The organism is Nocardioides bigeumensis, assembly GCF_039531755.1.
Classification (GTDB): domain Bacteria; phylum Actinomycetota; class Actinomycetes; order Propionibacteriales; family Nocardioidaceae; genus Nocardioides; species Nocardioides bigeumensis.
This window is the reverse complement of the sequence record NZ_BAAAQQ010000013.1, coordinates 374,921-394,820: the sequence shown is the minus strand read 5'-3', so window position 1 is coordinate 394,820 and position 19,900 is coordinate 374,921. Positions and strand designations below refer to the sequence as shown.

The window sequence follows — 19,900 nt, the reverse complement described above, 5'->3', positions numbered from 1 at the left end:
TGGGGGAGACCCCTGAGGTGCCGGCGTCGACGTCGTCAGACCCTGCGGAGCACGGCTGTGACGACGCCGAGGATCGTGGCGTGGGTGCCGTCGATCGGGTCGTAGGCGTCGTTGTGCGGCAGCAGCCAGACCTGGCCGTCCTTGCGCTGCAGGGTCTTGACGGTCGCCTCCCCGTCGAGGAGCGCGGCGACGATCGTGCCGTTGTCGGCGGTCTGCTCCTGGCGCACCACGACGTAGTCACCGCTGCAGATCGCGGCGTCGATCATGGAGTCTCCCGAGACCTCGAGCAGGAAGAGCGTGCCGTCACCGACGAGCTGCTTGGGCAGCGGGAACACCTCGCTGACCTGCTCCTCGGCCAGGATCGGGCCACCGGCCGCGATGCGGCCGAGCAGGGGGACGTAGGAGGCCGGTGGGGCCGAGTCGCCGATGTCGGTCTCGTCGTACGACGTGTCGTCGGTGCCGGAGATCGAGCGGCGTGCCGCCATCACCTCGGGCAGGAAGACCTCGAGCGCCCGCGGCCGATTGGGGTCGCGGCGCAGGAAGCCCTTCTCCTCCAGGGTCTTGAGCTGGTGGGCGACGCTCGAGGAGCTGGTCAGGCCGACCGCTCCGCCTATCTCGCGCATGCTCGGCGGGTAGCCACGCATCTCGATCGAGTCCTTGATGGTGGCGAGCACCTTCTGCTGGCGAGGCGTGAGGCCGGTGGCGTCCGGCGGGCCGTCGGGGAACTCCGTGACCTTGCCGGTCCGCCGCTTGGGGGTGGCCTTCTGGGCCATCACGTCCGCCTTCCGTCACGTCCGCACCCCGCTCGCCGGGTCGGGACTCGTGGGGCCACGGTAGACCCGAGAGGCGTCCAACTTCAAACACACGTTCGAACGGCGTGTTGCGGTCAGCCCCGCTCGGCCAGGACGTCGCGCAGCTTGGCGGCGAACGCGTCCGGGTCGCCCTGCTGGCCGTGCTCGCCCCCGAGGAAGCCCCCGTGGTTGCTGGGGAAGACGACCGGCTCGACGCCCACCGCCGCCGCGACGCTGCGCCCGCCGCGGGCGGCCAGCTCCTCGCCCGACTCCTCGCCGACGGCGATGACCAGGCGGTCCCCGAGGGCGCGGAGGGCGGCGACGTCGGGCTCGTACTCCATGCACGACGGCATGTTGCGCATCAGCGGGTCGGTGCGGGAGCCGTCGTCGCCGCCGGTCATGCCGAACATCGCCGGGTCGGGCGCGGGTGCGTCGAGGACCTCTTGGGTGATCTCGCCGCGCAGCATCACCGTGGTGATGAACTTCGCCATCGCCGCCGGCGAGCCCTCGCGCTCGTACGTCGCCTTGATGTCGCGGGTGAGAGCGAGCGCGTTGTCGCGATCGGGCAGGTACGCGAAGCAGGGCGGCTCGTGCGCGACGACCACCCGCACGTCCTCGGGATGGGCGGCGACGAGGGCGAGCACGTTGACGGCGCCGCCGCTGCTGGCGAACACGTCGACCGGCCCGACGCCCAGGGCCGTGATCACCCGGTGCAGGTCCTCGGCGTGGTCAGTCGGCGGGATGTCGGTCGTGTCGATGGGGTTGCGCGCGGCACCCCGGGGGTCGTAGGTGACGACGACACGGTCGGTGAAGTGGCCGCGCAGCGTCGTGAAGCCGACCGCGTCCATCGGCGAGGCGAGCATGAAGAGGGGCGGGCTGTCGGGTGTCGCCGACGCCAGGTCGCCGTGGACGTCGTACGTCACCGTCTCGGTGCCCTCGCCGACCGTGCTCGTCGTGCTGCTCGTGCTCATGGTGGTCATCGTGCCCTCCCGCTCGCGTGTGGTCCTGCTATGACCCACCGAGGTCGTCGGATTCATCGGCCAGCCGGTCGGCCAGCCGGTCGGCCAGCCCGGCCAGCAGCAGCTCGAGACCCCAGGTCATCTCGGCGCCGAAGGTGTAGCCCGGCCGGTAGATGTGCTCCCTGGCCATCTCCGCCAGGTGGGGCAGGGTGTCGGTCGGCATCGAGGCGAGCATCGCCTCGGCGATCGGGGCGATGTCGTCGCCGGGCTCGAAGGGGAGTGCGACCTCCTGGAGGGCGTGGCCGTAGACGTGGGCGTCGAGCAGGGCGAAGGCGTGCGCGGCGAGCTCGACCGAGAAGCCGGCCGCGCGCAGGCAGCCGATGACCGCGTCGTGGTGGCGCAGCGTCGCCTCGCCCGGACTGGTCCGCGAGTCCATCAGGCCGATGGCCCACGGGTGCCGAAGGAGGCTCTCCCGCGCGGTCACGGCGCGCCGTCGCATCTCGTCGGCCCAGGCATGGCCGGGCCGGGGTGCGTGGAACTCGGAGAAGACGTGGTCGACCATCCCGTCGAGCAGCGCCTCCTTGTGGGCGACGTGGTGGTAGAGCGACATCGCCTCGACCCCGAGCTCGCGCGCGAGCGAGCGCATCGACAGCTTGGCGAGCCCGTGGCGGTCGGCGAGACCCATCGCCGTGGTCACGATGTCGTCGCGGGTGAGCGGCCCGGTCGGTCGCAATGGTCCTCCTCTTGCGTTTCTTACAGCGTAAGGCTACCTTGGCCGCCAGACTTACGGCGTAAGGCCACGAGAGGAGCGCGTCATGCGAGCAGTCGTCCAGCAGGGCTACGGCGGGACCGAGACCTGGAGCGTCCACGACGTCCCGGATCCGTCGCCGGGCAACGGGGAGGTGCTCGTCGAGGTGCGGGCCGCCGCCATCGACCGGGGCACCTGGCACCTGATGATCGGCGAGCCGCTGCTCATGCGGCCGTTCCTCGGTCTCCGCGGACTCCGCCAGCCCGTGCCCGGACGTGACGTCGCCGGCGTGGTCGTCGGCGTCGGCCCTGGGGTGGCCGGCTTCGCGCCCGGCGACGAGGTCTACGGCAGCGCGCCGTCAGGATCGCTCGCCGAGCGCGCGGTCGTCTCCGTGAAGCGGCTCGCCCACCGGCCCCAGACGCTGACCTTCGAGCAGAGCGCGGCCGTCCCGATCTCGGGGATGACGGCGATCCAAGCCGTCCGCGCGGGGGGCGTGCGTGCCGGCCAGCGGGTGATGGTGATCGGTGCGTCCGGCGGCGTCGGGACCTACCTGGCCCAGCTCGCCATGTCGCTGGGCGCCGAGGTGACCGGCGTGTGCAGCACCTCCAAGATCGACCTGCTGAGCGACCTGGGCGTGCAGCGCATCGTCGACTACACGCGGCAGGACCCCACCGACCTCGTCGGAGAGCGGTTCGACGTCGTGCTCGACATCGGCGGCAACCGCCCGCTGCGCGACGTACGCCGCCTGCTCACGCCGGCCGGGACGCTCGTCCTGATCGGCGGCGACGAGGGCGGGCGGGTCCTCGGCGGCCTGGACCGCCAGCTGCGCGCGGCTGCGCTGTCGCTGGTCTCGCGCCAGAAGCTGCGGGGACTCGTCGCCGCCGAGAAGGCCGCCGATCTCGAGGAGCTCGCCCGCCTCGCAGACCAGGGCGCCTACCGCCCGGTCGTCGACCGGGTGTTCCCGCTCGCCGACGCCGCCAAGGCGATGGACCACCTCGCCGAGGGCCACGCGCGCGGCAAGCTCGTCGTGGTTCCGTAGGGCGTCCTCCTCCTGGGAACAGCTGTTCGAATCAGTGCTTGACCTGTTCGAACAGGTGCTCTACCGTCGTACACATGTTCGATCGAACGTCTGATCGAGCGGCGGCTCCCGACAGCTTGTCGGTGGTCGCCGTTAGACAGGGATCGGACAAGGAACCGACAGGCGATGAGGGTCATCGCCACTTCCCCAGGAGGTCCCGATGAGCACGTATGTCATCCAGCCCAGCGCCATCCAGCCCAGCAGTGTCCGATCCCCGTCCGCCGCGCGCCGTGCGGACCAGGTGACAGGCACGGTGCGGCTGACCAGGCGTGGGCGCCTCGTGCTCTTCCTCGTCGCGTTGGCCACGGTGCTGGTCGTGGGCTTCTTCCTGGGGGCCGGCTCGGTGGCCACCGGGGAGCGCGGCGCCTCGCCCGCCACCGAGATCGTGATGGTCCAGCCGGGCGAGACCCTGTGGGACATCGCCAGCCGGATCACCCCGGCCGGCGACGACGTGCGCGAGACGATGTTCGACATCAAGCGCCTCAACGCGCTGGCGAGCTCCGCGCTCGACGCGGGTCAGCGCATCCGGGTCCCGGCCTAGGGGTCTCGACCGGGCTCGACCACCGGGCCACCCAAGACCGCCGCCGGCCGATTCGACCCCGGTCCGGCGGCTACAACTGAATATGCCAAGGGGAAGACGAGGGCGGTCCGCGCACGAGCGGACCGCCCTTGGTCTCGTCCCGGCTCGACCAGCGGCAGTATGGGCAGCGTGTCCGCACCGGCTGGCTACTCCGGCACCCCGCTGCCCCGCAAGCTGGGCATCCAGGACGGCCACGTCGTCCTCCTCGACGCGCTCCCGCCGACGGTCCGGCTGGGCGACCTCGGCGGCGCCACCGTGGTGCGCCGGCTGCGACCCGGGCTCGACGTGACGCTCACCTTCCACGCGACCCGCCTCACGCTCGCGCGCCGGCTGCCCGCGTTGTTCGAGCGCACCGTGGTCGACGGGGCCGTGTGGGTCTGCTGGCCCAAGAAGGCCGCCCACAGGGCATTGGCCGCCGAAGGGGTCGTCGTCGATCTCGACGAGAACGTCGTCCGCGGCCTCGGCCTCGGGCTCGGCTGGGTCGACGTCAAGGTCGCCGCGGTCGACGAGACCTGGTCGGCGCTCAAGTTCGTCCGTCGTCTCGTCGACCGCTGACGGGCGCTGACGGGGGCTGACGGGGGCTTCACCGGGACGCCCGGTGCCCCCCGGACGAACGCGGGGGCGGCGGGGGCTTGTCGTCCTCGTCCGGGGGCGAGGTGATGCCGAGTGCTCGAAGCAGCCGAGCGACCAGGACGAGGCCGAGGAACAGGCACAGCACCGCACCGAGGGACGCCACGCCGAGGAACAGCCAGGCCCGGCTCTCACCTCCGCGTGCCGAGGTGCCGAAGTCGATCGCGAGGTAGACCAGGTAGCCCCACGCGACGATCGACAGCGTCATCGCGAGGGCGAGCAGCAGGACCTTCGGCTGGAGCGACGTCTTGGGACGCGGGCCCTTCCGCGAGCCCGCATGCCGTCCGTCCGTCACGGGGCCATTGTGGCGGATGGGACCTGGGACGAGCCGGCGAACGACACACCCTCGGCGACGCAGGTGCCAGCGACCGCCGCTTGCCCCCCGGGAAGGCGCTCCGGGAGGCCGCGACACGCAGCGTCTGGACCACTGAAATGGGCCGTGACCTGGGACTTTTCGAAACCTCGCAGTTGTTCTTCAGAAGCCTTGCCACATCTGCTCGCACGAACTACGGTAGGCACTACATGTAGTAGTTACACGGATGTAGTTCTCCACATGTTGGTGCACAGCTGACGCGGAGTTACCCACAGTCCAGTGGCTCCAGTGCACAGCCCCTACTTCCCCAACAGGCTGCCAGAGACCGCCGACACGGCGTCTCCTCAGCCTGTCCTGACACGCCCGACCACCCGAGAGGAGGACCCGATGCACTGCCCCTACTGCCGGAGCACCGACACCCGGGTCCTCGACTCGCGCGTCGCCGACGACGGCTCCTCGATCCGGCGTCGCCGGACCTGCCTCGTCGACGCCGGCGGCTGCGGCAAGCGCTTCACGACCGTCGAGCTCATGCAGCTGACCGTGCTCAAGCGCTCGGGGGCGAGCGAGCCGTTCGTCCGGGAGAAGGCCATGGCCGGCGTCCGCAAGGCCTGCAAGGGCCGACCGGTCACCGAGGACCAGCTGGCCTGCCTGGGCCAGGAGGTCGAGGACCAGCTCCGGGCCGAGGGCTGGGCCGAGGTGCCCACCCACGAGATCGGCCTGGCCATCCTGGCCCCGCTGCGGGCTCTCGACGAGGTGGCCTACCTCCGGTTCGCCAGCGTCTACCGCGCCTTCGAGTCCGTCGACGACTTCGAGGCCGAGATCGCCGTCCTGCGCGCCGAGCGCGCCGCCGAGTCGGTGGTCGAGGAGGTCGCGCAGCGACCGTCACGAGACCAGGCACCACAACCAGTCCCCACGGGCTGACACAGACTGCCCGGCGTGCGTAGTGGGGAAGCTGCGCGCGCCGGGCGCACCACTTGCTTCCTCTGCCACCTGTCGCCACCCAGCAGTACGCTCGAGAAAACGGAGATCCCATGACCGAGACGGTTCGCCCCGAATCCGGCGCCGCACCCGCCAAGAAGGCCGGCAAGCGTCTGACCCTCGAGCGTGTGTTCAGCACCGAGGGCGTGCACCCCTACGACGAGATCACGTGGGAGCGTCGCGACGTCGTCCAGACCAACTGGAAGACCGGGGACACCGTTTTCGAGCAGCGCGGGGTCGAGTTCCCCGACTTCTGGTCGGTCAACGCCTCGACCATCGTCACGACGAAGTACTTCCGGGGCGCGGTCGGCACCGACGTCCGCGAGTGGAGCCTCAAGCAGCTCATCGACAGGGTGGTGTCGACGTACACGAAGGCCGGACTCGAGCACGGCTACTTCGCGACCCCCGCCGACGCCGAGATCTTCGACCACGAGCTGACCTGGCTGCTCGTGCGCCAGTACTTCTCCTTCAACAGCCCCGTCTGGTTCAACGTCGGCACCCAGTCGCCGCAGCAGGTCTCGGCCTGCTTCATCCTCTCCGTCGACGACTCGATGGACTCGATCCTGAACTGGTACAAGGAAGAGGGCTTCATCTTCAAGGGCGGCTCCGGCGCCGGCCTCAACCTCTCCAGGATCCGCTCGTCCAAGGAGCTCCTCTCCTCCGGCGGCACCGCCTCCGGGCCGGTCTCCTTCATGCGTGGCGCGGACGCGTCCGCCGGCACCATCAAGTCCGGTGGCGCCACCAGGCGCGCGGCCAAGATGGTCGTCCTCGACGTCGACCACCCCGACATCGAGGAGTTCGTCGAGACCAAGGCGCGCGAGGAGCACAAGATCCGCGCGCTGCGCGACGCCGGATTCGACATGGACCTCGGCGGTCACGACATCACCTCGGTGCAGTACCAGAACGCCAACAACTCCGTCCGGGTCACCGACGAGTTCATGAGGGCGGTCGAGGACGGCACCGAGTTCGGGCTCCGGGCCCGGATGACCCACGAGGTCATCGAGACCGTCGACGCGCGTGAGCTGTTCCGCAAGATCAGCCAGGCGGCCTGGGAGTGCGCCGACCCCGGCCTGCAGTACGACGACACGATCAACGACTGGCACACCAACCCCGAGACCGGCCGGATCACCGCGTCCAACCCGTGCTCCGAATACATGTCGCTCGACAACTCCTCGTGCAACCTCGCGTCGCTGAACCTGCTGAAGTTCCTCAAGGACGACGACACCTTCGACGCCAAGCTCTTCGCCCAGGCCGTCGAGGTGATCATCACCGCGATGGACATCTCCATCTGCTTCGCGGACTTCCCGACCGAGGCGATCGGCCGGACCACGGTCGACTACCGCCAGCTCGGCATCGGCTACGCCAACCTCGGCGCGCTGCTGATGGCGATGGGTCTCGGCTACGACTCCGAGGGCGGCCGGGCCATGGCAGCCGCGATCACCTCACTGATGACCGGCACGTCCTACAAGCGCTCCGCGGAGCTCGCCGCGATCGTCGGCCCCTACGCCGGCTACGCCCGCAACTCCGAGGCCCACCTCCGGGTGATGCGCAAGCACCAGGCCGCCAACGACACCGTCCGGACCATCAACTCGGTCGACGGTGCCGTGCACAAGCTCGCCACGAAGGCCTGGTCCGACGTGGTCGCGCTCGGCGCCACCAACGGCTTCCGCAACGCGCAGGCCTCGGTCCTCGCACCCACCGGCACGATCGGCTTCATGATGGACTGCGACACGACCGGCATCGAGCCGGACTTCTCGCTGGTCAAGTTCAAGAAGCTCGTCGGCGGCGGCTCGATGCAGATCGTCAACCAGACGATCCCGCGGGCCCTGAGGAAGCTCGGCTACGACTCCGAGAAGGTCGAGGCGATCGTCGCCTTCATCGCCGAGCACGGCCACGTGATCGACGCCCCCGGCCTCAAGCCGGAGCACTACGAGGTCTTCGACACCGCGATGGGTGCCCGTGCCCTCAAGCCGATGGGCCACGTGCGGATGATGGCGGCCGCGCAGCCGTTCCTCTCCGGCGCGATCTCCAAGACGGTCAACCTGCCCGAGACGGCGACAGTGGAGGAGATCGAGGACATCTACCTCCAGTCGTGGAAGCTCGGCCTCAAGGCCACCGCGGTCTACCGCGACAACTGCAAGGTGGGCCAGCCGCTCGCCGACGCGAAGGCCAAGGGCGCCGACAAGGCGGTCGCGCCGGGTGCCGGCGCTGCCGCTGCCGAGGCGGCGGCCACCAAGGTGGTCGAGAAGATCGTCTACGCCCCGACCCGCAAGCGGCTGCCGAAGTCGCGCACCTCGCGCACGACGTCGTTCACGGTCGGTGGGGCCGAGGGATACATGACCTCCGGTGCCCACGACGACGGTGAGCTCGGTGAGGTCTTCCTCAAGCTCGGCAAGCAGGGCTCGACCCTGGCCGGCGTGATGGACGCCTTCTCGATCGCGATCTCGGTCGGCCTCCAGTACGGGGTGCCGCTGCAGACCTACGTCTCGAAGTTCGCCAACCAGCGCTTCGAGCCGGCCGGTCTCACCGACGACCCGGACGTGCGGATGGCGCAGTCGATCATGGACTACATCTTCCGCCGGCTGGCGCTGGACTACCTCTCCTTCGAGGACCGCTCGATGCTCGGCATCTACTCCGCCGAGGAGCGTCAGCGCCACCTCGAGACCGGCTCCTACGAGCCGATCGAGATCCCGGAGGCCGAGTCGCTGAAGGCGGACCCGCCGGTCAGCGAGGTCGCCGAGGTGATCGAGGCCGAGGAAGTCGCCTCGCCGGTCGAGGACGTCGCGGCCAAGCCCGCCCCCAAGGACGCCCACACCTCCGCCGAGCTCATGGAGAAGATCACCGGCACCGCCGTCGACTCGCCGCTCTGCTTCACCTGCGGCACCAAGATGCGCCCCGCCGGCTCCTGCTACGTCTGCGAGGGCTGCGGGTCGACCTCCGGCTGCAGCTGACTGTTGGGTCGCACGGTTCTGGCTACATGAACTGCGCAGTCTGACAACGGTTGCATCGTTGCCACACCCTCCTCCTCAAGTGGCCGAGGCGGACTGCCGGTTGCTCGAGCAGCCACCAGAGGGTCGGCTTGCCCGGGGAACGGCTCGGCTGGCGTCATGAGTCCTCGAGAGACCTTCTGCACGCACGAGGGCTGGCCCTGTCAGTGGGAGTCCAGGTCGTCTTCGCCGTGAGGTGCGTCGGTGTGGATGACAAACGCGACGGTGATGACGCGGTTGTCGTCGAGGCGGAACTGGGCGAACAGCCGGTAAGCGCCGGGCTCCTCGAACCGGACGTGCAGGCCGAGATCAGGGCCAAACCGAGTGCCGGGGACGGCGAGTACCGGGCGGCCCTGCTCGTCGAGGGTTTCCGCGTGGCGGTGGGAGAACCGAGTGCCGTCGGCGGAAATGACGGCGACGTGCCCGGCAGCGCCGAGGTAGGGCTGGAGGTCGTCGACCGGCTCCCCGGTGGTGGCGTCGGTGAACTCGAAGTGCAGGTCGCTTTCGTCGCGGAGGACGGTGTCGCCGTGCAGGTCGACTCGGATTCCCGCCTCGACCTGGGTGCGCACGTCACCGTCCGGCACCCGCACCGGTGCCGGGACAGTACCGGCGACCTGCAGCGGGATCGTGGCGAGCACGTCCGCCATCTGGCCTTGCTGCCGGAACTCGATGTGCGCGGTGTAGTCGCCCCCGGTCGGGAACTCGGCGGTCACCGCGAACACTCCGGGAGTCCCGGTCGGTTCGGGGTGGATGTGCGCGAACGTGCCGAGGTCGGCGCGGGTGAGGATGAGGTGCATCCACACCTGGTGGGTGCGGACCAGGCCCTCGAGCGGCTCGCCGGTCTCGGTGTCGCGCACCGACACGGTCAGGGTGGTCGGCTGGCCGGGCACGATCGGGGACGGAGTGTCGAGGGTGACGCTCAGGCCTGCGTCGTTGGAGGTGATCGGCTCGACCTCGGTCTCCTCCATGACTGACATGGCGGGGCGCATCGGCATGCCCATGCCTTCGGACCAGGCGAGCAGCCCGTTCATTCCCCGCTCAGCGGCGTCGGTGCGGGACGCGGCGGTGAACCCGGCGCCCAGGGCGAGGGCGACCACGGCGACGGTGGCCAGGTAGGCCCATTGCCCGACCCGGGCGCGCAGCGGCGGGTGCTCGAGCTCGGCCACGGTGGCGGGTGGGGTGAACCGTCGCAGCCGCAGCGCGTTGGTGACCACGCTGACCGAGCTCATGGCCATCGCGGCAGAGGCCAGCACCGGGTCCAGGAGCAGGTCGTGCCACCAGTACAGGGCCCCGGCGGCGACGGGGATGAGCAGCACGTTGTACGCGAAAGCCCAGGCCAGGCCCTGCTTGATGGTGGCGACGGTGCGTCGCGACAACGCGATCGCGGAGACGATGGTGCGCAGGTCCCCGCCGACCAGCGTGATGTCGGAGGCGGCTATGGCGACGTCGGTGCCGGTACCGATCGCGATGCCGAGATCGGCTTGGGCGAGGGCCGGGGCGTCGTTGATCCCGTCCCCGACCATGGCGGTGATGTGTCCGGCGGCCTGGAGGGACGCGACCCGGCGGGCCTTGTCTGCCGGGAGCACCTCGGCCATCACGTGGTCGATGCCGACCTGGGCCGCGATGGCGCGGGCCGTGCCGGTGTTGTCGCCGGTGACCATCCAGACCTCGAGGCCCAGGGCCTTGAGCTGGGCGATCGCGTCGGCCGACTCCGGCTTGACCGGGTCGGCGACCACGAACAGCCCGGCCAGCTGCCCGTCGATGGCGGCGTACATCGGTGTGCCGCCCTGAGCTGCGGCCTCGGCGGCGGTCTGGGCCAGCGGCGCCGTGTCGATCTGGTGGGCCGTCATGTGGGCCTGGTTGCCGACCAAGACCCGCGGCTCGGCTTCGGTGGTACGCAGCGTCGCGATGATGCCCTGCCCGGGGACAGCCTCGAACGACGTGGCCCGGATGCGCCCGCCGTGCGAGCCGTGCTGCGTGGCGTGGGCAGTGATGGCGGCGGCGACGGGGTGCTCGCTGCCGGCTTCGGCCTCGCCGACCAGCGCGACGAGTTCGTGGCGGCGGTGCTCCCACGTGGTGGTGGTGTGCACGGCGCTGAGGTCAGGGCGGCCTCGGGTGATGGTGCCCGTCTTGTCCAGGACCACGGCGGTGACTCGCCGGGTGGTCTCCAGCGCTTCACCGTCGCCGATGAGGATGCCGAGCTCGGCGGCCTTGCCGGTGCCGACCATGACCGCGGTCGGGGTGGCCAGACCGAGGGCGCAGGGGCAGGCGATGATCAGGATCGCGACGGTGGTGCTGATCGCCAGGGTGAGCGAGCCACCGGTTCCGGGTCCGGCCAGAGCGGCCCAGAGGACGAAGTTCGCGGCTGCGACCAGCAAGACCGCGGGGACGAACCAGGCGGCTGCAGTGTCGGCGAGCCTCTGCATGGGGACCTTCGAACCCTGGGCTGTCTCGACCAAGTGGACGATCTGCGCGAGGGTGCCATCGGCACCGGTGGCTGTCACCTCCACGAGGAGGCTGCCGGTGCCGTTGAGGGTGGCACCGATGACGGTGTCGCCGCTGGTCTTCGTAACGGGCACGGACTCCCCGGTGAGCATGGACTCGTCGACGCTGGAGGAGCCGTCGGTGACCGTGCCGTCGAGGGGGATCTTCTCGCCGGGTCGGACCCGGACGACGGCCCCGACACCCACCTTGTCCAGGGGGACCTCGGCCTCGGTCAGGTGTCCGTCGGGGTGGCGGGTAACGACCCGGGCGGTGGTGGGGACGAGCCCGACGAGCGCCTTGATGGAGGCGGCAGTGCGCTTCTTGGCGCGCAGCTCGAGCCAGCGGCCCATCAGGACGAGGGCGACGATGACCAGCGCCGTCTCGAAGTACACGTGCAGGGGCAGGCCCCACTTCTCGGCGAGGCCGGGCCACAAGGTGACGAACGCGGAGTAGCCGTAGGCAACGCCGGTCCCGAGTGCCACGAGGGTGTTCATGCTCGTGCCACGGTGCTTGGCCACGGCCCAGGCGGCCCTGTAGATCTCAGCGCCGGCCCAGGCCTGCACGACGGTGGCGACCACGAAGATGGCGGGCATCAGCCAGTCCATGGTGTCGAGGTGGATAGGCACGTACATGACGGCCATCAGTCCGAGTCCAGTGGTGAGCGCGACTTGCCAGCGCCTCTTGAGCGCGGCGATCTCGTGGTCGCGACGCCGGTCGAGGTCGTCGACCTGGTCACGCGCGGCTCCGGACTCCGTACGCGTCGCGGAGGCACTCTTCGTGGCGAGCGAGGCATTCGCGTCGCCGCCGGCCGGCACCGAGGCGACGGTTCGCGGCGTGCCGGTGTAGCCGGCCTTCGCGATCGCCTCGGTCATGGTCTGAGTGGAGGTGGTGTGCGGCTGGTAGGTGACCACTGCGGTCTCGTTGGCCAGGTTGACCGTGGCCGTGACCACCCCCTCGACCTTCTTGAGGGCCCTCTCGACGCGACCCACGCAGGACGCGCAGGTCATGCCGCCGATGTTGAGGGTGCACTCGACGGGGGTGTCTCCGCCGCTCGGGTCCGAGGCGTTGGTGCCAGGGTGGGCGCTGTTGGGGGTGGTCACGGTCATGGTGAGCTCCGTCTGGTCGCGGCAAGAGATGCGGTGAACTGCGAGGCCCTCGGGAGGGCGTGGTGCGTCAGGAGACGAGTGAGTAGCCGGCCTCGTCGATCGCGTCGGCAACCTGCTGCGGGTCCAGGGGCTGGTCGTGGGTGACGGTGACCTCACCGGTGGGCAGGCTGACCTGGACGGTCTGGACACCGGGCAGGGCGTCGAGCTCACGGCCGACGGCCATGGCGCAGTGGTCACAGGTCATGCCTGCTACCTGAAGGCTGGTCGTGGTCCGGGTGGCGGGGCTGGAGGTCATGTGCGTGTCCTGTCTGTGCGGCGGCTTCGCCCGGGTGGCGAAGTGACAGGACTGATGCTGCGCCCGAGGGCGTGGGGGTCGCACCGGCAGAATCACCGGGTTCGTCACTGGGTTGCTGATCGGTCGAGCCGGCAACGCCGCGCAGCTCCGGATCGACGCCGGTAGCGGCCCGACGCAAGGTTCGGTCCGGCGTACGTCGCGCGACGGAGGTAACCTCGCGCCGTGCGGATCCACGGGCGGGGGGTCGAGCAGGAGCAGATCAGTGCCCTGCTTGAGTCGGCACGTGCGGGGACCGGCGGCGTGCTGGTCGTTCGCGGCGAGCCGGGAGTCGGGAAGTCCGCGCTGCTGGCCGACGCCGTCGCCCCTCTGCTGGTCGACCCGGGCGTCACGGTGCTCCGCACCCAGGGCATTCAGTCCGAGGCGCCGCTACCGTTTGCCGCGCTCCAGCGCCTGTTGCGGCCGCTGATGTGCCGGCATGCGGATGACATCGCGGCGCCGCAGACCCATGCGCTGCGGGTTGCGTTCGGGGAGGAGGTCGACGATCAGGACGGCTCTCCGAGCGCGGCCGATGGTGACCGGTTCCGGGTGTTCCTCGGCACCCTGAACCTCGTCTCGGCCGCGGCCGATACGCAACCGGTAGTCGCCGTCATCGACGACGCCCACTGGCTGGACGAGGCGTCAGCCGCGGCCCTGCTCTTCGCGGCCCGGCGTCTGAACCTGGAGCGCGTCGCGCTGCTGTTCGGAGCCCGAGACGGGGACGTGCGCACCTTCGACGCCGGAGACCTGCCCACGCTCCTGCTGGGCGGCCTTGATCGGACGGCAGTGGGCGACCTGCTCGCCGACCGGTCTGGCGGTGTCGTGTCCCCGGAGGTGTCCGCGCAGCTGCTCGCCGCGACGGGCGGGAACCCGTTGGCGCTCGTGGAGCTGCCCGAGGTGCTCACGGCCGGCCAGCTCGAAGGCAGCGCGCCGCTGCCTGGGCGGCTGCCGGTCACGGGCGGCGTGGAGCGGGTGTTCGCCGAGCGCGCCGGGCGTCTCGGGCCGGACGCGCAACGTCTGCTCCTGATTGCGGCCACCGACGACTCGACCGAGATCGGGGTCATCCGCGCCGCGGCTCGTGCGCTGGGCGTGGACCCTGACGCCCTGGACGAGGTCGAGCGGTCCGGGCTGGTCACCGTGACGGACGGGGTGTTGGAGATGCGGCATCCCCTGGTGCGTTCGGCCATCTACACCGGCGCCACCACGGTCGCGCGTCGGGCCACGCACCAGGCGCTGGCCGACGCGCTGACACCCGCCCCGGTTGCGGCGTCCCAGGCTTCAGCGGCGCTGTCGGGACGTGCTGATCCCGACCGGCGCGCTTGGCACCGCGCCGCCGCCGCGGAAGAACCTGACGAGTCCGTAGTCGCCGACCTCGACGAGGCCGCCGCACGCGCACACCGCCGCGGTGCACACGAAGCCGCCGCCCGGGCCTACGAACGCGCCAGCGAGCTCACCATCGACACCGAGGGTCGAGCCCGCCGGCTCTACCTTGCTGCCCGGTGCGCCTGGCTGACCGGACAACCCGTCCGGGCTCGCGGCCTCAGCGAGGCGGCGCTCGTCCACGTCACCGACCCCGGGCTACGTGCCGACATCGCGAGGCTTCGCGCGCGGGTGGAGTGGAACACCGGTTCCGTCCAGCTCGGCCACCGGATGGTCCTGCAGGCCGCCGCAGAAGTCGCGGGCCATGACCCGGCCCGGGCCCGGGAGATGGCGATGTTCGCTGCCGCGATCGCCGCCTTCGGCGGGGACTCCGGCATCGACGTCCGGCCCCTCGACTTCGCCAACCCACCCGGCCCTGGGGCTCCCGCTCGAGAGCAGGCATTCGCCGACCTGTTGATCGGGCTCGATCACGTCGTGCACGACCGTTGGAACGACGCCGCGGCGGTCATGGAGCGGCTGTTCGCCACCGTCGAGGTCCTCGACGCTGACGACCAGGACCTGTTGCCCAACTTGGGCATCGCCGCGTTGCACGTGGGCGATGACGCTGCCGCCTTCGAGTACCACCGCCGGCTGCTGTCGAGGGCCCGGGACACCGGCGCGATGGTGATGGTGCTGTACGCCCAGTCCAGACTCGCGCTGACCGACGTCGCCACCGGAGCCTGGTCGTCGGCCGAAGCGCGTTGCGTCGAGGCCGTCGCTCTGGGTGAGGAAACCGGCCAGCCAGTTCTTGCGACGATGCCGAAGGCGTTGCAGCTGCTCATTGCCGCACGACGCGCCTCGGAGGCCTACGAGCCACTGCTGGTGGAGGTCGAGGCAGCGCTGGGCGCGCAGGCCGTCGGCATCCTGGACGGGATCTGCCGAGATCTGGTGCGGTGGGCGAAAGGTCTCCACGCGTGGGGTTCCGGCGCCAAACCCACCGCCGCGTTCCACCAGTTCGGTCAGATCTCGCACGACATCACCAAGCGCATGGCCGGCGTTGACCGGGTAGAAACGGCCGTGGCCGCGGGTCAGGACGCTGCCGCGCGTTTGTGGGTCGATGATCTCGCCACCTTCGCCGACGCGACCGGTCACGCGTGGGCGCGTGCTGCTGCGGCTCATGCGCTCGCCCTCGTGGACCCGGACAGGGCCGAAGAGCACTTCGCGGCCGCCTTGGCTGCGCACCCGAACTCCGGCGGGCGGGTGTTCGACCGGGCCCGGACCCATCTCGCCTACGGCGAGTGGTTACGCCGCAACCGTCGCCGCGTCGACGCCCGCGAGCAGCTTCGCGTCGCGCTGGCCACGTTCGAGGACCTCGACGCCAAGTCCTGGGCGGACCGCGCGGCCGCCGAACTCCGGGCTTCGGGAGAAACCGCTCGCAAACGCGACGACTCCGAGCCACTCAAACTCACCGCACAGGAACTCGCTGTCGCCACCCAGGTTCAACAGGGCCTGTCCAACCGTGAAGTCGCCGCGCAGCTGTTCCTCTCCCCGCGGACCGTGGACTTTCACCTGCGGAACGTGTTCGCCAAGACCGGCGTCACGTCCCGGGTCGAGCTCGCGCAGCTCGCCCTCACCTGACGATCCGGGCACGCGGTCTCGCTGAACCCGGCGATTTCACCGGCGCGACCCGGGCTCGTCGGTTCGTAGCGTCTGTCGCCCCAGCCACCGCATCCCGCGGCGGCCGTCAAGGCGAGGAGCCTGCAGTGCAGACCACGATGAGCGTCTCGATCTTGCTGTTCGACCGGGTCACTGCCCTTGATGCGGTTGGGCCCTACGAGGTTCTCTCGCGTCTGCCCGGCAACCGCGTCACTTTCGTCGGCGAGCGTCTCGGCCCGGTTCGTGCTGACACCGACCACCCCGACAAGGTCGATCCCGGCATCGTCGCCGACCTGCAGACCCTCAAGAACATCGTCTTCTAGCTTCCACCCTTCGTCTCGAACCAGGAGTCGCACCGTGACCACACCCGCTGCCCCACACACGCCGGGCAACCACCCTGGCCACGCGAACACACCCGTCGACGCTCGGACAGAGCAGGACGCGCTCGATGTCGTCGTCGTCGGAGCAGGCCAGGCTGGCCTCGCCGTCGCATGGCACTTGACCCAGCAGCAAGCCCGGTTCGTAGTGCTCGACGCGGCCCCGCAACTCGGCCACACCTGGCGCACTCGATGGGACTCGCTGCGACTCTTCTCCCCGGCGCAGTACGACTCGCTGCCGGGCATGGACTTCCCCGCCGCTCGGGACACCTACCCCGGCAAGGACGACGTCGCCGACTACCTCGCCGGCTACGCCGAGCAGTTCCAGCTGCCGATCCTCCTCGGTCATCGCGTCACCCGGCTCCAGCATCACCCGGCCACGAACGGACGGCCGCCTGTGTTTACGGTGCACACCAGCCACGGGCCGCTTCGCGCGCGACAGGTCGTGGTGGCCACAGGCGCGTTCCACAAGCCCCACCGACCCAGCTTCGCCGATGCGCTCGACGACCGAGTCGTGCAGGTTCACTCCGCGCACTACCGCAATCCCGACCAGCTTCCTCCGGGGCCGGTGCTGGTCGTCGGAGCCGGCAACTCTGGCCTGCAAATCGCTGAGGAGCTGGCCACCCACCCCACCCCGGCCGGCAACAACATCAAGAACGGCGATCGTGAACGCCCGGTGCACCTCGCGGTCGGCACGACGCCCCCACAGCTGCCACAACGGTTCGCCGGCCGCGACCTGTTCTGGTGGCTGAGCAAGACGGGCGCAATCCACAAGCCGGCCACCTCTCTTCTCGCCCGACGCATGCGGGCGCGGGGCGACGTGGTCATCGGGACCAACCTGTCCCGGGTCAAGAGCTTGGGCGTCAACGCCCGCTCGCGGGTGACCGGGGCCGGACCGCACGGCGTCGAGTTCGCCGACGGCAGCCGGCTAGCCCCGGCGAGCGTGATCTGGTCGACCGGATTCATAGCCGACTACACCTGGATGGACGTGCCCGGCGTCATCACCGACACGCCTCGCGGGGGCACCGTGGTCCATGAGCGAGGCGTCACCGCCGTTCCCGGGCTGTACTTCATCGGTCTGCCCTGGCAGCACTCTCGCGGTTCCGCGCTGCTCGGGTTCGTTCGACACGACGCAGCCTGGCTCGCCGACCGGCTGTACGCCGACCGCACCGAGCTCGCCGGTCCGTAGCGACCAACGCGACCCGCCTGGCCTGCCTGGTCTGCGTGGCGGAGTGGGTGGCGCGATGGCCTGAACGGGCGTTGACGACGCCGATGCCGTCGCGAAAACCTGGAAGGTATGGGAGGACCGGAAGGTCGCACGGAAACCGAGGTGGGGACAACGACGCAGGCCCGACATGAGGTGGCGTGGGCGGGTCAGTGGCGGGCGCTGCGCCGCACCACCGGACGCCAGCGGCGTGCGCTCGGCTCCAGCTGGGTGGGGTTCTTCGTGGACATGGTCGACATCTACTTGCCCGTGATCGCGCTCGCGCCGGCCATCGCGTACTTCCAACCCGAGACACTCGGCGCCGGCGAGGCCGGCACCCTGTTCTTCGTCACGTTCGCTGCCACCCTGCTGGGGCGGCCCGTCGGGGCGCTGGTCTTCGGTCATCTCGCCGACACCCTCGGTCGCCGGAGGGTCACCATTGCCTCTATCGCCGGCTTCAGTGTCTGCACCATCCTCATCGGCCTACTGCCTGGCCACGCCGACTGGGGCCTAGCGGCACCGGCCGCGCTGATCGGCCTGCGCTTCCTCGACGGTGTGTTTCTCGGCGGCGAGTACACCGCGGCCACGCCCCTCGCGTTTGAGCATTGTCCGCCCCGCGCCCGCGGCCTGTTCGGTGGCCTGCTGATGAGCGCCTACGCGGCCGCGTACGCCGCCGTGTCCGCGCTCGTGCTCGTCCTTCTCCTCCTGCTGCCCGCCGGCGCCTACCAAGCATGGGGGTGGCGCGTGCCGTTCCTCGCCGGCGGTCTGGCCGGGCTGGTGTTCCTCCTGTGGAGGACTCGCGTCCCGGAGTCGCCGCTGTGGCAGGCCGCCGTGGCTTCGCGTCAGGGATACGAAGGTTGCGGCGATGCCGGGGGAGACCCGCAGGCCTCCCCACGGCAGGCTCCCGTGCAGGTGCTCCTGAGCGGCGCGTCACGGCGCGACTTCGTTCAAGTCCTCGTGCTGATGGTCGGCCTGTGGTTGGTCGCCACCAGCGTCGTGTCGGTGCTGCCGCAGCGCCTGCTCGCGCACGTCGGCCAGTCCCCGGTCTGGGTGACCACGGTGCTCCTCGCCGCGCAACCGGTCGTGATCGGTGGGTTCGTTGCGGCTGGTATGACCAGCCAGAAGGTCGGACGTCGCCGTGCTCTCGCCCTGGGGGCCACGGTGTCCGGGACCGCCGGCCTCGCCTGTTACGTCCTTGCGTTGACGCTTCCGGTTGCTGGCTGGCTCCTCGCCGTCCTGGTGGTGGCGACCGAGGTGACTACCCTGGCGGTGTGGGGAGTAGTCACCTCGTACCTCAACGAGCGCTTCGCCACGAATGTCCGCGCCACAGGGTTCGGCATGGCGTACAGCCTGGCGCTCGTCCCTGCCAGCTTCTATGCGTTCTACCTGACCGGGCTCACCCGGCTGATGCCCGAACGTCTCACCCAGCTCGTCCTCCTAGGCGTGGGCAGCCTGATGGCGCTCGCCGGAGCCGGGTGGGGCCCGGAGACACGTGACGTCGACCTCGCGAGGGCCGGTTCTCCGCTAGCTATTGACGCCCCCGCGGACGTCACGAGCAGCGACGTTGCACCCGGCGCGCCCTTGCGACAAGACCAGTAGCAGTCGCGCACGTCAGCTACGGGGTAGGAGCGCCGCAATGACGGTTCGGGTGGTGACCACCGTGGCGAACTCGTCGTGCAGGTTGCTGCAGGTGGCGTGCGCGAGCTGGTCTGCGGTGAGCTCTCGGCCGTCGGGGCCAGTGCGGTCGAAGGTGTGTGTTGCGTCGGCCGCGAACAGCACTCGATAGCCGAGGTTGCCGCCGACGCGTGCCGTGGTCTCGCAGCAGTGGTTGGTTGTGATGCCGCAGATCACGAGCCCGTCGACTTGTTTCCGTCGCAGCCATCGGTCCAGGTCAGGGGTGCCGTGGAAGCTGGAGTTCACGGTCTTGCGGACCAACAGGTCAGGCTGGGCGGAGTCGAGGTACTCCTTGAGGTGGTTGCCTGACCGGCTCGGGTGAAGCGGACTGGTCGGGTTGGTTGAGTCGTGCCGCACGAACACGATGGGCAGGCCCGCAGCGGCGAAGACGTCGACCAGTGAGGCGATGTTGCGGTCCGCGTCAGGATTGTTGCGTGGCCCCCAGAAGGCCGAGTCGTCGAACCCGCGCTGCACGTCGACCACGATCAGCGCGGTCGACGCTGCGAGGAGCCCGGCCGCGGTCATCGAGGCTCGTGTGGTGTGTGGCATGTGGTCTCCCGTGAGGTGCGTGGTCGGGGGGTTAGCGAGAGACCTTCGGGCGAGCGGGCCAGCGGCGGGGACCTCGGACGAGGCGTGCGCGGCGGT

16 protein-coding genes are annotated in these 19,900 nt (G+C 70.2%); 9 read left to right on the top strand and 7 right to left on the bottom strand.

Annotated features, from left to right (window positions below; all coding sequences use genetic code 11):
• Positions 1-35 precede the first annotated feature (35 nt).
• The 3 genes from lexA to ABD295_RS16115 form a co-directional block, all read right to left on the bottom strand.
• Positions 36-773, bottom strand: coding sequence for a transcriptional repressor LexA (lexA, locus tag ABD295_RS16125; RefSeq protein ID WP_344304820.1), 738 nt, complete (start codon positions 771-773; stop codon positions 36-38).
• Positions 774-886: 113 nt separating this feature from the next.
• A complete protein-coding gene (locus tag ABD295_RS16120; protein ID WP_344304819.1) occupies positions 887-1,762 on the bottom strand; it encodes an alpha/beta fold hydrolase in 876 nt (291 codons plus the stop codon).
• 37 nt (positions 1,763-1,799) lie between these two features.
• Positions 1,800-2,483 (bottom strand): TetR/AcrR family transcriptional regulator C-terminal domain-containing protein, encoded by a 684-nt coding sequence (locus tag ABD295_RS16115; RefSeq protein WP_344304818.1) that lies wholly within the window; start codon positions 2,481-2,483, stop codon positions 1,800-1,802.
• Between the two features lie 82 nt (positions 2,484-2,565).
• Here ABD295_RS16115 and ABD295_RS16110 point away from each other — a divergent pair, with 82 nt between their 5' ends.
• The 3 genes from ABD295_RS16110 to ABD295_RS16100 all read left to right on the top strand — a co-directional run bounded on the left by ABD295_RS16110 (position 2,566) and on the right by ABD295_RS16100 (position 4,711).
• Positions 2,566-3,537, top strand: a complete 972-nt coding sequence (locus tag ABD295_RS16110) for an NAD(P)-dependent alcohol dehydrogenase (RefSeq protein WP_344304817.1) — start codon at positions 2,566-2,568, stop codon at positions 3,535-3,537.
• Positions 3,538-3,736: 199 nt separating this feature from the next.
• Positions 3,737-4,117 (top strand): LysM peptidoglycan-binding domain-containing protein, encoded by a 381-nt coding sequence (locus ABD295_RS16105; protein WP_344304816.1) that lies wholly within the window; start codon positions 3,737-3,739, stop codon positions 4,115-4,117.
• Positions 4,118-4,285: 168 nt separating this feature from the next.
• Entirely contained in the window at positions 4,286-4,711 is a 426-nt protein-coding gene (locus ABD295_RS16100; RefSeq protein WP_344304815.1) for a DUF3052 domain-containing protein, read from the top strand.
• A gap of 28 nt (positions 4,712-4,739) precedes the next feature.
• Here ABD295_RS16100 and ABD295_RS16095 read toward each other — a convergent pair whose 3' ends face one another.
• Complete coding sequence (locus ABD295_RS16095) at positions 4,740-5,081, bottom strand: hypothetical protein (protein WP_344304814.1); 342 nt, start codon at positions 5,079-5,081, stop codon at positions 4,740-4,742.
• A 405-nt stretch (positions 5,082-5,486) separates the two neighbouring features.
• Here ABD295_RS16095 and nrdR point away from each other — a divergent pair, with 405 nt between their 5' ends.
• Positions 5,487-6,020, top strand: coding sequence for a transcriptional regulator NrdR (gene nrdR / locus ABD295_RS16090; protein WP_344304812.1), 534 nt, complete (start codon positions 5,487-5,489; stop codon positions 6,018-6,020).
• Between the two features lie 110 nt (positions 6,021-6,130).
• Entirely contained in the window at positions 6,131-9,028 is a 2,898-nt protein-coding gene (locus ABD295_RS16085) for a vitamin B12-dependent ribonucleotide reductase (protein ID WP_344304811.1), read from the top strand.
• A 200-nt stretch (positions 9,029-9,228) separates the two neighbouring features.
• Here ABD295_RS16085 and ABD295_RS16080 read toward each other — a convergent pair whose 3' ends face one another.
• Both ABD295_RS16080 and ABD295_RS16075 read right to left on the bottom strand, forming a co-directional pair.
• Positions 9,229-12,654 carry a heavy metal translocating P-type ATPase gene (locus tag ABD295_RS16080; protein ID WP_344304810.1) on the bottom strand — a complete coding sequence of 1,142 codons (3,426 nt, stop codon included), beginning with the start codon at positions 12,652-12,654 and terminating at the stop codon, positions 9,229-9,231.
• 67 nt (positions 12,655-12,721) lie between these two features.
• On the bottom strand, positions 12,722-12,949 hold the full coding sequence (locus ABD295_RS16075) for a heavy-metal-associated domain-containing protein (RefSeq protein WP_344304809.1): 228 nt from the start codon (positions 12,947-12,949) through the stop codon (positions 12,722-12,724).
• 222 nt (positions 12,950-13,171) lie between these two features.
• On the opposite strand from ABD295_RS16075, the gene ABD295_RS16070 reads away from it, so the two are divergent.
• The 4 genes from ABD295_RS16070 (at position 13,172) to ABD295_RS16055 (ending at position 19,180) form a co-directional block, all read left to right on the top strand.
• A complete protein-coding gene (locus ABD295_RS16070; RefSeq protein WP_344304808.1) occupies positions 13,172-15,982 on the top strand; it encodes an AAA family ATPase in 2,811 nt (936 codons plus the stop codon).
• Positions 15,983-16,107: 125 nt separating this feature from the next.
• The gene (locus ABD295_RS16065; protein WP_344304807.1) at positions 16,108-16,323 is read left to right on the top strand and encodes a type 1 glutamine amidotransferase family protein; all 216 of its coding nucleotides are present in this window, start codon (positions 16,108-16,110) and stop codon (positions 16,321-16,323) included.
• A gap of 34 nt (positions 16,324-16,357) precedes the next feature.
• A complete protein-coding gene (locus ABD295_RS16060) occupies positions 16,358-17,566 on the top strand; it encodes a flavin-containing monooxygenase (protein ID WP_344304806.1) in 1,209 nt (402 codons plus the stop codon).
• Positions 17,567-17,707: 141 nt separating this feature from the next.
• A complete protein-coding gene (locus ABD295_RS16055; protein ID WP_344304805.1) occupies positions 17,708-19,180 on the top strand; it encodes an MFS transporter in 1,473 nt (490 codons plus the stop codon).
• A 12-nt stretch (positions 19,181-19,192) separates the two neighbouring features.
• On the opposite strand, the gene ABD295_RS16050 is transcribed toward ABD295_RS16055, so the two are convergent.
• Positions 19,193-19,804 carry a cysteine hydrolase family protein gene (locus ABD295_RS16050; RefSeq protein WP_344304804.1) on the bottom strand — a complete coding sequence of 204 codons (612 nt, stop codon included), beginning with the start codon at positions 19,802-19,804 and terminating at the stop codon, positions 19,193-19,195.
• Between the last annotated feature and the right edge of the window lie 96 nt (positions 19,805-19,900).